We start from the raw sequence: 14,201 nt of genomic DNA on the forward strand, positions 1-14,201 counted from the left end.
CCGTTGATGTTCGCCCGCGGACACCGGGGGCATCCAACACCGATACGGTGCCCTGTCATACCCGGTGGGTATCACAGAGGTAGGTTGTCCCCATGGACACCCTGGAGAACCGCGAGCTGAGGTACTTCATGGCCGTCGCGGAGGAGTTGCACTTCGGCCGCGCCGCCGAGCGTCTCGGCATGGCCCAGCCACCGCTGTCCCGGGCGATCCAACAGCTCGAACGGCGCCTCGGCGTCTGTCTGTTGGAACGCAACCGCCGGGGTGTCTCTCTGACGGACGCCGGGGAAGTACTGCTGTACGAGGGGCGCGCGGCCCTCGACGCGGCCACCGCCGCCGCTCGCCGTACGCGTCGCGCCGGTGGCGCCGACACTCCGGGCGGCTCCCGCAACCGTCTGGTGCTGGCGGTGAAGGCCGCCGCGGCCCACGAGTTGCTGCAGAAGATCCTCGACGCCTACGCGGCCGAGCCGGACGCCGCCGAGATCGAGGTACTGCCGAGCGGCATGTGCGAGCAGGAAGAGATGCTGCGCGACGGCCGTGCCGACGTGGCCCTCATGCACGCGCCGTTCAACTCCCTGGCCGGGTTCGACAGCGAGGTGCTCATGACCGAGGGGCAAGTAGCCGTCCTGCCCGCCGGGCACCCCCTCGCCGCGCGGAAGAGCCTCACCCTGGCCGACATCACCGACGTTCCCGATCTTCCGCTCGCCCGCTGGCCCCGCCACGGCAGGTACGCGCCCGGGCCTGGCCCCGAGATCCACGACCAGACGCAGCTGGCCCAGTTGATCGCCCTCGGACGCACCATGACGGTCTTCCCCGACTCCGCCCGTGCCTGGTTGTGGGCCGAGCACACCGCCGTCCCCGTGACCGACGCACCGCCGGTCGTCACCCACATCGCCTGGCCCGCGCACAGCCGCTCCGTCGCCCTCGCCGGGCTGGTCCGTACGGCGGCTCGGCTCTGATCCCCGCTCGTCTTCCCGCGCCGTCAGGCCGGATCGCTCGGTTTCGCCGCCGCTGCCAGGCCGGGTTGCAGGCGGCGGGCCACGTTGAGGTGGTCGGCGGTCCAGATGATGCGGACGGCGGTCGCGGTGGCGTGTCCGTCGTCGCCGCGCAGGTCACGGCGCAGGGAGTGGACGAGGCGTGCCTCCTCCCCGGGGTCGGGTGACAGCGGGTCGGGGACGGCGGTGTGCCGGCCGAGGCCGTCGGCCAGGTCGCGGTACCAGTCGGCCACCCGGACGGCGTTCTCGAGCAGGGTGAGCCGGGCCTCGGAACGGTCGGGTTCGATCCGTTCCTCGCCGCCGTTGCGCTGCCACAGTTCCAGTACGGCGTCCGAGGCGAGGCGCAGTCCTACGATCCCGGTGACCAGGGTGGTCATGTCGGACAGCCGTACCGGTTTGGCGCCGCGTTCGGCGAGGTAGCTGCGGAAGGCGTCGTCGAGTCGGCGGGACGCGGCGGCCGCCTGCCGACCGGCCTCCAGCGGGGCGTCGGTCGGGATGCAGCCGATGCTGCACCGGCTGGCCGCGTACTCCACCGTGTCGGCCAGGTAGCGTGCGCTTTCGGTGTACGCCGCCGCCAGTGCCCGGTCGACGGCCGCCGCAGCGCCGCGCGGCCAGAAGAACAGGCCGACCAGGACGCTCACCCCGCAGCCGAGGGCGATGTCCTCGATCCGCAGCAGCACGATGTGCCAGTCGGGGTCCTGTCCGATGTTGAACAGGATGACCAGCGTGACGGTGAAGGCCGCCTGGCCCGCGGCGAACGAGATGGCGGCGGGCGCGATGCCGGCCACGAGCACGGCGACTGGGAGCAGGAACCAGAGCACGGTGCTGTGGTGCCCGATGAGCTGGAGCAGCCCGGTCCCGATGAGTGAACCCGCAAGGGTGCCGCCCAGGGCTCGGAGCGCGTTCTGCCCGGTGTTGAGCGCGTTGGACCGCAGCACCGACAGGGTTCCCAGCAGCACCCAGAACGAGTGCTGGACGCTGGTCGCGTTCGCCAGGGCCACCGCGATGCCGAGGCCGAGCGCACCCCGGAGGCTGTTGTGCAGCCACACCGAGCGCGGTTCCAGGTGGGCGGCGGCGCGCTCGACGGCGGAGGCCAGCGGCTGTGTCAGCGCGCCGGGTTCCGTGCCCAGCAGCCGCTCCGGCCAGCTGCGGCGCTCGGCAGCGGCGGCCAGGTCGACGTTGCCGGCGATCTGGAGGGTGGCGAACCCCAGCTCCTGGGCGCGGAACGACAGGTCGAGGGTCTCGATGAAGGCGCGGACCTCCGCCTCCGTGCCGGGTTTCGGCCGGTGCACGGGCAGCCGGTGGGTGGCGCGGAGTTCCATGCCGTCCATGGCCGTACGGAGGTTCGCGAGGGCGGCGCGGAGGGCGTCGGGCGCGCCGCGCGGGGCGTCGAGGATGTCGGCCGCCGCGTCCAGGGCCGTAGCCGCTGCTCGTCGTACGGCGTGGGCGTCGGCGTCGCAGGCCGCGGGGTCCTCCTTCGGCGGGCCGCTGTCGGCGACGATGGCGCTCAACCAGGTCAGTTCGTCGACCAGCCGGACCAGTGCGCGGGAGCCGGCGGACAGTCCGGTGGGCCGGTAGAGCGTGGCGTCGAAGGCGGTGCGCAGGTCGGCCGCCGCTGCGGCGGCCTGACCGGCGGTGACCTCGCACTGCCGGGTGGTGGCCGCGTCCGGCCCGCCGGCCAGCCACGAGGCGTCCGTACGCAGCTGTTCGGCGGCCGCGCGGCAGACCCGGGCGGCAGGCGCGCTGAGCGGGTCCGCGGCGGGCCGGGGCCACAGCAGGGAGATCGCGAGCATGGCGGCGACCGCCGCGAGGCCCGCTCCGGCCAGCCGGTCGGGCAGTTGGGACAGCGGGGCGGGCGAGGTGACCGGGAGGATGAAGGCCAGCAGCAGGGCGGTCGTCGCGCCGGCGAGGACGGAGCTGACCACACCGGAGAAGAGGATCAGGAAGCCCACCAGGACCATGACGGCGACCGCGAGCCACGTCGTCCGGGCCACCAGCGTGCCGAGACAGATGAGCACCGCCCAGGCCACGGCCAGCCCCACGTGCGCCCGCAGGCGCTGCACCATCGGGCCGGTGAACTCCACCAGCAGGAGCATCGAGAACGAACCGAACGCCGCGTAGGTCGCCATCGTCGTGGAGTGCAGCACCTGGCTGCACAGGGCGAACAGCGCGGGCATCACCAGCGCGGTGCGCGCGGCCCGACGGGTCGCCACGAGTCCCGGGTCGTGGTCGCGCAACCAGGTGGGGATCAGCCCGGCCAGGACGCGCAAAGGTGTCCGCATGCGCACGCGCACCTCCTGTCGGCACAACGCCCAGGTACCCCACCGCTCACGAGTATCCGCCATGCACGGGCCCCGCACACCGCGCCGTCGCACCGGATCGGGACCGGGCCGGGTTCGGTCACGGTTCGATGACGCAGCGCCGTGGAGTGTGCGCCATGTGGAGGTCCGGGGCGTGGGGGTGGTGGAACGGCGGTCGGGCTCGCCACGACGAGTCGGCCCCCTCGGACCTTCTCTCTCCCATGGACTCCCCTACGACCACGAGGATGGACCATGCAGCACCGCACGTCGGGATTCGCCGCCGTCGGCGTCGCCGCCGCGGGCCTGTACGCCGTGTTGGCCACGACGGCGCTCGCCTCGTCCGACCACGGAACCGCGCCGCAGGCCGTCGAGCACGCGCGGACCGTGGCCAAGGAGGCCGCGAAACCGAAGGCGGCCGCCGATGACAGGACCAAGGACCGACCGCCGGTACGTACGAGCTGCCCTCGGTCGCCGCACTCGCGTCCGGTTCCTTCGAGACCAGGTCAAGGTCCCGGTAGACCTGACGGTCAACAAGCCGACGCTGTGGGCCAGTTGCGCAACCCCCGCTCCGTCCCACCCACTCACCCAGTACGTGTCGATCGTCGTCCCGAGCGCGCACTAGCTGTATTGACCCGCAGGGTTGTTCACGCGGCTGATGGGTGGCTGGCCGCCGAGTGCCGTGTGGCAGCGATGGTGGTTGTAGGTGTGCAGGAAGTCTGCCAGGGCTTCGGTGCGTTCGGTGTTGCTGGTGTAGGGCCGCAGGTAGGCCCACTCCTCGAGCAGGGTGCGGTTGAGGCGTTCGACCTTGCCGTTGGTCTGGGGACGGTAGGCGCGCGTCAGCTTTCCGGTCGCGCCGAGGTCAGCCAGCGCCCCTTGCCAGGCGAAGCTCTTGCGGTAGGGCCAGGCGTTGTCGGTCAGGACCCGTTAGATGCGGTCAATACCCGATGCGGCGAAGAACGCTGCGGCCCGCCGCAGGAAGCCTGCGCAGGTGTCGGCCTTCTCGTCGCCGTGGATTTCGCTGTAGGCCAGGCGGCTGTGGTCGTCGACGGCGGAGTGGACGTAGTCGAAGCCCACGGAGCTGCGGGTGGCGCGGCCGGCCTGGCGGCCCAGCACCTTGTGGCCGCCGCCGTCGGGGATCCGGCCGAGTTTCTTGACGTCCACGTGGACCATCTCGCCGGGCCGGTCGCGTTCGTAGCGGCGGATGACCTGGCCGGTGGGCCGGTCCAGGAAGGCCAGGCGGTTGAGGCCGTGCCGGGTGAGGATGCGGTGCACGGTCGAGGCGGGCAGGCCCAGGATCGGTCCGATGCGTGCCGGGCCGAGTTTGCGGTCCTGGCGCAGCCTGCAAACACGGGCCTCGGTGGCGGCTGCGGTCCGGTGCGGTGTCCTGCGGGGGCGGCTGGAACGGTCGATGAGTCCACTCTCGCCCTCGGACCGCCAGCGCCGGATCCACTTGTGGGCTGTGGGACGGGAGATGCCCATCTCGGCGGCGACATGGGCGACGGGACGGCCGGAGCGGACACGCTCGACGAGCAGCCGCCTGCCTGAACGGTCAGCCGGGCATTACGGTGGGACACGAAGGCCTCCGTGCGGTGAAGATTCGACACCTCCACCACACACGGGGGCCTTCGTCACGATCAAGTCCGACCCGCGTCAACAACGCTCGTGATCAATACAACTAGCGCCCGCTGCGGTGAGGAGGGCGACCGTCTCGGGATGGGGACCGTTGCCCGCCCAGTCCAACGGCGACCAGCCGGTGCCGTGATCTTCCCGTACGTTCGGATCGGCGCCGTGGGCCAGCAGTTCGCGCACCGTGTCGGTGTGCCCCCAACACGCCGCCGCGCACAACGGCGTTCCCTCCGCGCCGATTCCGCTGCTCTCGGTGTCGGACGAGGCACCGGCCGCCAGAAGCAGACCCGCGATCGCGGCCTCTCCGTTCACCGCGGCCGCGTAGAGAGGCGTGGTGCCCTCGCCGTCGGCTCGCTCAGGGTCGGCTCCGGATCTCAGTACCGCGGTCACAACGGCGGTGTCACCACCCTGAATCGCTCCGAAGAGGCGTCTGGAGAGCTTCTTCTGCCGCCGCCGGTTCATGGGCCGAGAATAGGGTTGGGGTGCGGTCGAGGCCACTCATATCCGCGGCACCTCAACTCCCGTTGCCGCACAGGGCGATGATGGTGGCCATGGCATTGTCGACGGCGTTCACGAAGTTGTTCGGTGTCCAGCACCCGGTCGCTTTGGCGCCGATGGGTGGGTCGGCCGGCGGCGCGCTGACCGCGGCCGTCTCGCGGGGTGGCGGGCTGGGGCTGCTGGGGAGTGCCAACGGTGAACGCGGCTGGCTGGCACGCGAGTTGGCCATCGTCGCCGGGAACACGACGAAGCCCTGGGGAATCGGCTTCCTCACCTGGCAGATCGATGTCGCCGCGGTCGAGCTCGCGCTGGAACACCACCCCGCGGCGGTGATGCTGTCCTTCGGGGACCCGAGCCCGTTCGCCGAACGGATCCGCCGGGCCGGTACGCCACTGATCATTCAGGTCACCGATCTGGAGGAGGCGAGGCGGGCGGTGGACCTGGGCGCCGATGTCATCGTGGCCCAGGGCTCCGAGAGCGGCGGGCACGGAGCCCGGCACGGCCGCTCCACGCTGCCGTTCGTGCCGGTCGTCGTGGATCTGGCCGCACCCGTACCCGTACTGGCCGCCGGAGGCATCGCCGACGGCCGCGGCCTGGCCGCCGCACTCGCCCTCGGGGCCGCCGGAGCGCTCATCGGTACCCGCTTCCAGGCCACCACCGAAGCTCTGGTCACCCCCTCGACCGCCACGGCCATCGTGGAGGGGCACGGCGCAGACACCGAGCGGAACAGCATTCTCGACATCGTCCGGGGCTCCAACTGGCCCTCGAAGTACACCGCCCGCACCCTCGGCCACCCCTTCCTCGACGCATGGCGCGACCGCGAGACCGGACTCGCCACCGACCCCCACGCCAGGCAGGACTACCAACTCGCCCTGTCTCAGGGCGACATACCGCCCCTGCCCGTATGGGCCGGCGAAGCCGTCGACCTCATCGATGACCTGCCGTCCGCAGCGGATCTCGTTCACAGCCTCGCCGCGCAGGCGGAAGCCGCGCTCGCCCGCGCCGGAAAGGGATGACCGGCCGAGGTGTACGGAGGCGCATCGGGCCGCGGTGTGAGGGAGTTGGCGTCGCATGCCGTGACGAACTGCCCGCTCCCCGCGGACGAGGCGTTCACCGAGGAGGTGATGTGCGGGTGACCATACTCGTCGGGCAGGTCGGGGAACGCCGGTTCACATGACGGTTACCCGCATCCCGCCTGCGGCAAGGGCCTCCAGCGTCTCGGCGATCAGGTCGTACGGCCGACCGTCCGGGGTCAGGACGTGGGACAGGTGCTCGTGCGCGGTCGCGGCGTTCCGCCAGTGCAGGGTCGCCGGGGCGGTGTAGCCGAAGGTACCGCGCAGGCAGTCGTCGAGGGCTGGCAGGCAGCCTCCGAAATACCCGCCGGGGCCGTTCACCGCCTCACCGAGGGCCAGATAGAGGCCCGGGACGTCGGTGATGTGCCGGCCGTCGAGTTCGTAGATGTGGCCGGCGGGCCGGTCGCGGTGGGCCCGGCGGCATCCCCGCTCCCGGACGAGTTCGAGCCAGACCTCGCGGCCACGGGTGTCGAGGCCGGCCCAGGCACCCGGACGGTTCGGCGGCCCGGCGAGCCAGCGCTCCCAGATCGGCCTGGCGTATGCGGGAACGGGGTCGAAGAACTCCCCGTCGAGTTCGAGGTCGATGAGATCCGGCCCGTAGGAGGACGGGCGCCAGCCGCTGACCGTGGCCCACACGAGTCGATCGATGAGCAACTCGCCCGCGTCGTCCCGAAGTTCCAGGGCGGCTTCCTCCAGGTTCAGTGACCGTCGGGTGCCCTTCGCGAGGGCGGCCCGCAGTCGGTCACTCGGAGCGAGTCCCCGCAGGACGAGTGGGGGCGCCACCCGTGCCGCCGGCAGGATGCGGGCGAACTCCCGGCAGGAGCCCAGCCATTGGCGTCCGTCGTGCACTCGGACCCGGCCTCGGTGTCCCTCGGGCGGAGCTTCGTAGTCGTCCAGGCCGGTGAGTACGAGGCTGTCCCTCCCCCGGACTTGGCCCGCCGTCCTCTGCACGTCCTCCAGCAGCCAGGGTTCGAGCGACGCGTCGTCCGGGACGAGCCACACCCTGCTGCCGACCCGGTCCCCGACCTCAACTGCCTCTGCAATCCAGCCGAACAGCTCGTAGGTCCCCCGCCAAGGTTCCCCGAAGATCCCGTCCACGGCGTCGCACACGCCCCAGACACGGTCGTGCTCCGTCTCCGTCAGCGTGTATCGCCCTCGCCCGCGGCGGTCCCCTGACGCCATGCCCTCGTGCACGGTAGGAACCGCGTTCATGGCGCGACGGGTTTCCGGACGAGGAGCTGAATCCCCGTCGCCTCATGGCCGTTCATCGTGGGCACGGTGATGGTTCGGGTGGCGACGGCTTCGAAAGCGCCGAGCAGAGTGGTGAGCCAGTCACGGGAATGGTGGCGGCAGACAGCGCCGTCGTCGGTCTCGAGCACGCCGTAGCGGCCGGAGGTGTCGCGGAGGGCCATACAGCGGTCGTAGCGGCGGCGGTTGCGGTCGTCGTCCTGGAGGAGAAGGTCGCTGATGTAGAGGATTCCGCCGGGCTTGAGGAGGCGGTTCAGCTCGGTGATCAGACGGCGTTGGGCATCGTCGGCGGGGATGCAGGTGAGCACGGCGAAGAGCAGTACCGCGTCGAAGGCGGCAGGCGGGGAGGGCAGCGCCGGTGGTGTGTCCAGGGTGGCGAAGTGCAGGGCGGGGTACAGGTGTTGGGCCCGTTCGATCATCGCCGGTGAGATGTCGACGCCTGTCAGGTCGGCGAAGCCGTGCTGTTCGAGTTCCTTCATGATCCGGCCGTAGCCGCAGCCGTAGTCGAGAATCGCCGCGTGCCTGTCGATCCCCTCCAGCCAGGGCAGATGGAGGGGATGGGTGAACGTCTTCGTTGCCGCGACCGCGTCCCAGTACGGAGTCCGGCGCCCGTCAGTCGTCACAGGCTCGCCAGCAGACCGTCGAGCGGTGCTGGCACGCGCGCCGGGTCGAGAGCCTCGGTGAGTACGCGGCCGTAGCGGATCTTGCGGCCCTTCTTCGTGCCGAGGAAGCGTCTGAACTGCTGTTGCGGGGCGCGGCCTTGCTGGGCGGGCTGGCGCAGGAAGGTCTTCAGGGCGCGCGAGTCGCCTTCCGCGTCGACGAGTTCCTCCACCCGGGGCACGCCCAGTTCGCGGATGAGTTCGTCCTCCAGGTCCGCCGCGCAGACGAAGAAGCTGTCCTGCGGTGCCCCGGCCCGCTCGAAGCCCCGGGCGTAGTAGGCGCGTTCGCCCTCGTCGCAGAGTCCTGTCAGGCGGAGGCCCAGGCCGGGTGCGCCGAGGAGGCGGGCGTAGTGGCCGACGCTCATAGCGCCGCCGATCGACAGGACGCAGACTCCCTCGGCGGCCAGGTTCCGGCCTCGGCGCTCCGCCAGCGCGTCAACTGCCGCCACGTCGCTGGGGCCTTCGAGCAGGACGGCCGTCCGGACGGGCAGGCGCGCGGCCAACTCGTGCGCGGAGTCGCCGGATCCGCCCGTGGCCCACGCGGTGACCGCGTCGCGGAACGCCGCCATGTCTGTCATGGCACGAGTCTCGGCCCGTTCCGCCCGTACCGCGAGCGATTTTCCGCGGCCCCGACACCCGTCAGTGCTCCTCGGCCCCCAGCACGTACAGCCCCGGGAGGTTCACCACGATCGCCTCCTGTGTGCTGCGCGCGATCACGACCACGGCCTCGTCGGCGGGGTCCGGGTTCTCCTCGCGGTGGGGCACGAACGGCGGGACGAAGATGTAGTCGCCGGGCGAGGTGCGCAGGCGTACTTCCTCCGGTTGTGCGCCCGTGTCGTCGAGGAAGACGAACTCGGGGTGTCCGCTCACCACGTAGATGGCGGTCTCGGACTCACCGTGGTGATGGTCGGAGGAGGCGGTGGAGGGAGCCACGTGGGTCTGGCCCATCCACAGTTTCTCGGAGCCGACCGTTCTGCCGCTCACCGCGGCGAACCTGCGCATGCCGCCGCTCTGCGCCGTGTCACCGTCGAGGGCGTCGGCGCGGATGTGGTGCAGGCGGCTGCGCAGGGGGGATGTCGACTGCCCTGCGGCGTCGTGGAGATGGGGGTGGAAACCTTCGCCGGGGGTGGTCAACGGCTCGCTCATGATTGGGGACGCTAGAGCCGCCCCGAAAAGGATGTCAAGAGGTGTCCATTGTCCTTCACCTGCGGCAATGTTCCCGCAATGTACGAGGGGAGCGTGCGTGGAGAAGCGACGGAAGCGCTCCTGACCGCGGCCTCGTCGGGCATTATGTGCGCATGCATATCTCCGCGAAGGCGGACTACGCCACGCGGGCCCTGTTGGAGCTCGCCTGCGAACCTGCCCGTCCGCTCACGTGCGAGGCGATCGCCTCCTCGCAGCAGATCCCGTTCCGGTTCCTGAAGTCCGTGGTGGGCGAGTTGCGCAGAGCCGGCCTGGTGCGCAGCCAGCGCGGCTGCGAGGGCGGCTACTGGCTCGGCCGGCCCGCCCACGAGATCACGCTCCTCGACGTCGCCCGCGCCGTGGACGGTGAGTTGATCACCCTGCGCGGCGAACCGCTGGCCGGGCTCGACTACCCCGGCCCCGCGGGCGGTCTGCCCGGGGTGTGGCGCCAGATCGAGGCGGACGCCGCCGCCGTCCTGGGCGGCACGACCCTGGCCACGCTGCTGCCCGCCACGACCGACGAACACCACGCTGTGGAGGGGCAGTTGAGCCGCCGGGGAGCCGCATGACGGTCCCGGACCCGCACCCCGCCCCACTCCTCGAAGTCGTCGAGTACACCGACCCCCTGTGTCCCTGGGCCTGGGGATCCGAGCCGGTGTTCCGCCTGCTGCGCGCGGCCCTCGCCGGACAGGTCCAGTGGCGTCGCGCGTACTGCATCCTCTTCGACCACGACGACGACCCCGCGCCCGACCCCGCCGCGGAGACCGCCTGGTACGCGCGCTACGTCGAGGACATCAGCGCCCACACCCACGCACCACGAGCACATCGCCTGAGCCGCGTCGCCGCGAGTTCCTGGCCGGCCTCCCTGGTCGCGAAGGCCGCCGAGGCCCAGGGCACGGAGGTGGCCGACCGGGTGCTACGGCGGCTGCGGGAGAGCGTGTTCGTGCTCGGGGAGCCCGCGGACACCGCCGAGTCGGCGTTGTCGGCGGTGTCCGGCGTACCCGGCCTCGATGTCGGCCGGCTCGCGGCCGACGCGGCGTCGGCCGACGTACTCGAGGGGGTGCGGGCCGACCGTGCCGAGGCGCGCAGGCCGGTCGAGGAGGTGCTGTCGGTGCGCGCCGGCACCTCGCCGCATCCGGGTACCGCCAAGGAGACCCCGGACGGCCAACACCGGTACGCGCTACCGACGTTGCTCCTGCGCACCGCCACCGAACACCGTGTCGTACCCGGCTGGCGGCCGTACGAGGAGTACGTCCGCGCCGTCACCGAACTCAGCCCCGGGCCGCTGCCCGCACACAAGCCGCCGGCCCCGGCGGAGGCGCTCGCGCGGTACCGGACCCTGACCGATCCGGAGCGCGCGCTGCTGACCGACGGCGGCTCGTGGCCTCCGGCGGGCGCCGTCCGGGTCGACACCGGCAACGGGCCGTTGTGGCTGCACCCGGAGGAGGCCGCGGCGCGTCCCGCCGTAGCCCCCGCCCCTCCCTCCGGGCCCTGACAGGGCTCTGATCAGCGGTCAGAGACCGTCCCGCCCAATGAGACACCAATTGGTGTCCATTGACAGTCCCGGACGGCCGGCCCCAGGATGTGCAGCATGCTCACGACGCACCCCGGTGTGGTGTGCCGCTACGTGGACCTGCGGCGCACCTGTAGCGCTCTCTGTCGCTGACCCGCCGCCCCCGGCCCACAGGCGCCTGACCCCGCTCCCGTAGGCATCGGCGCCCCACCGCCTCGCCGACCGGCGCCCGTCTTCCCGCGCCGCTCCCTTCGCGCTTCGTCGCCGTCTCTCCGCCTCCGTATCCCGGTTCTCCCCCGTGCTCCGCCGACGCCTCATGCCCTGGGCGCGGCATGCCTCCGTGCGCCTCGAAGCCGCATCGGCATGTCCGCCGTCCCGGTCAGCGGTGTCCGGCCCCTCGGGTCAGCCGCCCTCGCTCCCCTTCCGCCGCCGCGGCGCGGCCGGGAGCCCTCGAAGAAAGAAATCACGATGTCCGGACGACTCACGCCCCGCAGACCCCGGTCGGCCCTCCGCTCCGGCCGGCTGCGTGCCGCCGCCCTGGGGACCGCCCTCGCCACCGTGCTCGTCCCCGCCCTCAGCGCCTGCGGCGGCGACGCCTCGACGGCCGGCGGCAGCGCCACGCTGAAGTGGGCCTCCTCCTACTTCCCCACCCACTGGGACCCGGTCGTCAGCGGCAGCGGCGCCCAGTTCCGCGAACTCGCCCTGGTCTACGCCTCGTTGACCCGCACTGACGCGACCGGCAAGGCCGTGCCCGACCTGGCCAAGAGCTGGGAGTACAACGCCAAGGGCGACCAGATCACGTTCCATCTGCGCTCCGGCCTCAAGTTCAGCGACGGTACGCCGGTCGACGCCGCCGCAGTGAAGGCTGCGATCGTCCGGGCCCAGAAGCAGAAGAACTCCGCGCTCTTCGGCGACCTCACCTCCATCAAGTCGGTGGACGCCAACGGACTGGACGCGGTGCTCCACCTCAGCCAGGTCGACTACCAGATCCCCCAACTCCTCGGCGAGCGCGTGCTCCAGATCGCCAGCCCCAAGGCGGCCGCGTCCCCGACCAAGCTGGACCAGAGCCCGGTCGGCGCGGGTCCGTTCATCGTCACGCAGCTCGTCCCGGGCACCAAGGTCCTCCTGAAGAAGAACCCGGACTACTGGGACGCCAAGGACATCCACATCGACAACGTGGAGCTGACCTCGGCCCCCGACGCGGCGACGGTCGTCTCCGGACTCCAGACCGGTGTCTACAACTTCGCCGACATCGCGCCCAGTCAGGCCGAGGCCGCGAAGAAGGCGGGTCTCGACGTCTTCGTCCAGCCCGGTTTCAACGCCAACAACCTCAGCCTCAACGTCAACAAGGCGCCGTTCGACAACGCCAAGGTCGTCGACGCGGTCCGCTACGCGATCAACCGCCAGGAGTTCGTCGACAAGCTGACCTTCGGCTACGGCTCGGCGACCAACCAGCCCTTCCCCAAGGGCTATGTGGCCTACGACCCGCAGTCCGCGAACGACTACGCCTACGACCCGGCCAAGTCCAAGCAGCTGCTCTCGGAGGCCGGTTACAAGGCGGGCCAGATCAAGCTGAACCTCGTCATCCCGGCCGAGGATCCCCAAGCGGAGATCGTCCAGGCGCAGTTGGCGAAGGTCGGCATCACCGTGACCATCAAGGTCGACAAGAACTGGGCCACCCCGTTCTTCGCCAAGGACCTGACGTTCTCGCTGTACGGGACGACGGGCCGTGACTCCGCGGCGCAGACCCTGACCGCGCACTTCGGTCCGAACGGTCCGCTCAACCTCAGCTCGCCGTACGAGCCTTCGGGCTTCGAGGCGGCCATCGCCAAGGTCCGCCAGACCCCGCTGGACTCGCCCGACTACGCGAAGGTCCTCCAGGCGGCGACCCGGGCCGGCCTGCAGAGCAAGGCGCTGGTCTTCACCTACTCCTCGCCCAACCTGATCGCCAAGAGCAAGTCCATCTCCGCCCTGCCCAAGAACCCGGCCCACATCGACTGGACCGGCGTGACCATCTCCGGCAGCAACTGACACTCCGTCAACTCCCAAGCAGAGTCTCTACAGAGAGGGGGCAAGCCATGACGACGACGGAGGCACCGGCCACTTCACCCGACGTCCGTCATCGGGGCGCCACGACCGGGGCGCGGCGCACGCTGGGCCGCGTCCTGGTCACCCTCGCCCGGTCGATCGCGATCTTCGTGCCCGTGTTCCTGGTCGCGACGTTCGTGACGTTCGCGCTGCGGTCGCTGAGCGGGCTCAGCCCGGCGCGGATCCAGCTGGGCGAGGAAGCAACTCCCGAGGCGGTAGCCAGAGTCGAAGCGCAGTGGGGCCTCAACCGGCCCTTCCTCGTGCAGTACGTGGACTGGCTGGGCGGCGTCCTGCACGGACAGCTCGGCACCAGTTGGACCAACGGCGCGGACATCTCCACCCTCATCGGCCTCGGCCTGGGCGTGAGCCTGTCGGTGGCGATCTTCGCGCTGCTCATCGGCGTGGTCGCGGGCTTCGGTCTCGGCACGCTCGCCGCGCTGCGTCGCACCACCTGGATCGACCGCGCGATCACGGGCTTCGTCACGGTGATCTCGGTGATGCCGGCCTTCGTCGTCGGCATCGTGCTGGTCGCGGTGTTCGCGGTGGGACTGCATGTGTTCCCGTCCGCCGGATACGTCCCGGCGGCGCAGGGGTTCGGTCCCTGGCTCGCCCATATCACCCTGCCCGCCGTCGCGTTGAGCTTCGACGTCGTCGCCGACGTCGCCCGCCAACTGCGGTCCAGTCTCATCGCCGCCTATCGCGAGAACTACGTGACGGGCGCGGTGGTACGGGGGCTGAGTCCGCGGCGGATCTTCTTCGGGCATGTGCTGCGCAACGGCCTCGGCCCGGCGCTCGCCACACTCGGTCTGAAGTTCCCCACGCTGGTCGGCGCCTCCGTCGTCACGGAGTGGATCTTCGGACTCCAGGGCTTCGGCCGGTTCGCGAACGACTCCGCGCAGGCCGGTGACGTACCGGCCGTCCAGGGGGTCCTCGTGGTGTCGATCGTCCTGGTCGTCGTCTTCAACCTGATCGTCAACCTGGTGCTGGCACGCGTGACGCCGGCCTCGCAGCGGGGGGTGTGA

General features: G+C 71.1%; 12 protein-coding genes and 1 pseudogene. 6 read left to right on the forward strand and 7 right to left on the reverse strand.

The annotated features are described in order from the left end of the window. Nucleotides 1–92 precede the first annotated feature (92 nt). On the forward strand, nucleotides 93–956 hold the full coding sequence (locus tag JHN63_RS06510; protein WP_200677821.1) for a LysR family transcriptional regulator: 864 nt from the start codon (nucleotides 93–95) through the stop codon (nucleotides 954–956). Between the two features lie 23 nt (nucleotides 957–979). On the opposite strand, the gene JHN63_RS06515 is transcribed toward JHN63_RS06510, so the two are convergent. The 3 genes and pseudogenes from JHN63_RS06515 to JHN63_RS06525 form a co-directional block, all read right to left on the reverse strand. Beyond that, entirely contained in the window at nucleotides 980–3,274 is a 2,295-nt protein-coding gene (locus JHN63_RS06515) for an FUSC family protein (protein WP_200677822.1), read from the reverse strand. A 636-nt stretch (nucleotides 3,275–3,910) separates the two neighbouring features. Further along, nucleotides 3,911–4,866: pseudogene (locus JHN63_RS06520) on the reverse strand (IS481 family transposase). 76 nt (nucleotides 4,867–4,942) lie between these two features. Further along, complete coding sequence (locus JHN63_RS06525) at nucleotides 4,943–5,380, reverse strand: ankyrin repeat domain-containing protein (RefSeq protein ID WP_200677824.1); 438 nt, start codon at nucleotides 5,378–5,380, stop codon at nucleotides 4,943–4,945. Nucleotides 5,381–5,469: 89 nt separating this feature from the next. On the opposite strand from JHN63_RS06525, the gene JHN63_RS06530 reads away from it, so the two are divergent. Then, a complete protein-coding gene (locus JHN63_RS06530; protein ID WP_200677826.1) occupies nucleotides 5,470–6,432 on the forward strand; it encodes a nitronate monooxygenase family protein in 963 nt (320 codons plus the stop codon). Between the two features lie 153 nt (nucleotides 6,433–6,585). On the opposite strand, the gene JHN63_RS06535 is transcribed toward JHN63_RS06530, so the two are convergent. The 4 genes from JHN63_RS06535 to JHN63_RS06550 form a co-directional block, all read right to left on the reverse strand. Next, entirely contained in the window at nucleotides 6,586–7,701 is a 1,116-nt protein-coding gene (locus tag JHN63_RS06535; protein WP_234476217.1) for a barstar family protein, read from the reverse strand. After that, nucleotides 7,698–8,360: a class I SAM-dependent methyltransferase gene (locus tag JHN63_RS06540; RefSeq protein ID WP_200677828.1), complete on the reverse strand. Its 663-nt coding sequence runs from the start codon at nucleotides 8,358–8,360 to the stop codon at nucleotides 7,698–7,700. The genes JHN63_RS06535 and JHN63_RS06540 overlap by 4 nt, the downstream gene beginning before the upstream one ends. Further along, on the reverse strand, nucleotides 8,357–8,974 hold the full coding sequence (locus tag JHN63_RS06545; protein ID WP_200677830.1) for a TOPRIM nucleotidyl transferase/hydrolase domain-containing protein: 618 nt from the start codon (nucleotides 8,972–8,974) through the stop codon (nucleotides 8,357–8,359). The genes JHN63_RS06540 and JHN63_RS06545 overlap by 4 nt, the downstream gene beginning before the upstream one ends. A gap of 61 nt (nucleotides 8,975–9,035) precedes the next feature. Then, nucleotides 9,036–9,542, reverse strand: coding sequence for a cupin domain-containing protein (locus JHN63_RS06550; RefSeq protein WP_200677832.1), 507 nt, complete (start codon nucleotides 9,540–9,542; stop codon nucleotides 9,036–9,038). Between the two features lie 152 nt (nucleotides 9,543–9,694). On the opposite strand from JHN63_RS06550, the gene JHN63_RS06555 reads away from it, so the two are divergent. From JHN63_RS06555 to JHN63_RS06570, 4 genes are all read left to right on the forward strand, one after another. Beyond that, complete coding sequence (locus JHN63_RS06555; protein WP_200677834.1) at nucleotides 9,695–10,147, forward strand: Rrf2 family transcriptional regulator; 453 nt, start codon at nucleotides 9,695–9,697, stop codon at nucleotides 10,145–10,147. Beyond that, nucleotides 10,144–11,073 (forward strand): DsbA family protein, encoded by a 930-nt coding sequence (locus JHN63_RS06560; protein ID WP_200677836.1) that lies wholly within the window; start codon nucleotides 10,144–10,146, stop codon nucleotides 11,071–11,073. The genes JHN63_RS06555 and JHN63_RS06560 overlap by 4 nt, the downstream gene beginning before the upstream one ends. A gap of 486 nt (nucleotides 11,074–11,559) precedes the next feature. Further along, nucleotides 11,560–13,122 (forward strand): ABC transporter substrate-binding protein, encoded by a 1,563-nt coding sequence (locus JHN63_RS06565; protein WP_200677838.1) that lies wholly within the window; start codon nucleotides 11,560–11,562, stop codon nucleotides 13,120–13,122. 47 nt (nucleotides 13,123–13,169) lie between these two features. Continuing rightward, nucleotides 13,170–14,201, forward strand: a complete 1,032-nt coding sequence (locus JHN63_RS06570) for an ABC transporter permease (protein WP_200677839.1) — start codon at nucleotides 13,170–13,172, stop codon at nucleotides 14,199–14,201.

This window comes from Streptomyces sp. MBT65, from assembly GCF_016612545.1.
GTDB lineage: Bacteria > Actinomycetota > Actinomycetes > Streptomycetales > Streptomycetaceae > Streptomyces.

What these genes read in the sequence shown, in the direction of transcription:
- JHN63_RS06555 (WP_200677834.1), top strand. Translation starts at nt 9,695, where the DNA reads ATGCATATCTCCGCGAAGGCGGACTACGCCACGCGGGCCCTGTTGGAG.
- JHN63_RS06510 (WP_200677821.1), top strand. Translation starts at nt 93, where the DNA reads ATGGACACCCTGGAGAACCGCGAGCTGAGGTACTTCATGGCCGTCGCG.
- JHN63_RS06550 (WP_200677832.1), bottom strand. Translation starts at nt 9,542, where the DNA reads ATGAGCGAGCCGTTGACCACCCCCGGCGAAGGTTTCCACCCCCATCTC.
- JHN63_RS06570 (WP_200677839.1), top strand. Translation starts at nt 13,170, where the DNA reads ATGACGACGACGGAGGCACCGGCCACTTCACCCGACGTCCGTCATCGG.
- JHN63_RS06515 (WP_200677822.1), bottom strand. Translation starts at nt 3,274, where the DNA reads ATGCGGACACCTTTGCGCGTCCTGGCCGGGCTGATCCCCACCTGGTTG.
- JHN63_RS06565 (WP_200677838.1), top strand. Translation starts at nt 11,560, where the DNA reads ATGTCCGGACGACTCACGCCCCGCAGACCCCGGTCGGCCCTCCGCTCC.
- JHN63_RS06525 (WP_200677824.1), bottom strand. Translation starts at nt 5,380, where the DNA reads ATGAACCGGCGGCGGCAGAAGAAGCTCTCCAGACGCCTCTTCGGAGCG.
- JHN63_RS06560 (WP_200677836.1), top strand. Translation starts at nt 10,144, where the DNA reads ATGACGGTCCCGGACCCGCACCCCGCCCCACTCCTCGAAGTCGTCGAG.
- JHN63_RS06545 (WP_200677830.1), bottom strand. Translation starts at nt 8,974, where the DNA reads ATGACAGACATGGCGGCGTTCCGCGACGCGGTCACCGCGTGGGCCACG.
- JHN63_RS06530 (WP_200677826.1), top strand. Translation starts at nt 5,470, where the DNA reads ATGGCATTGTCGACGGCGTTCACGAAGTTGTTCGGTGTCCAGCACCCG.
- JHN63_RS06535 (WP_234476217.1), bottom strand. Translation starts at nt 7,701, where the DNA reads ATGAACGCGGTTCCTACCGTGCACGAGGGCATGGCGTCAGGGGACCGC.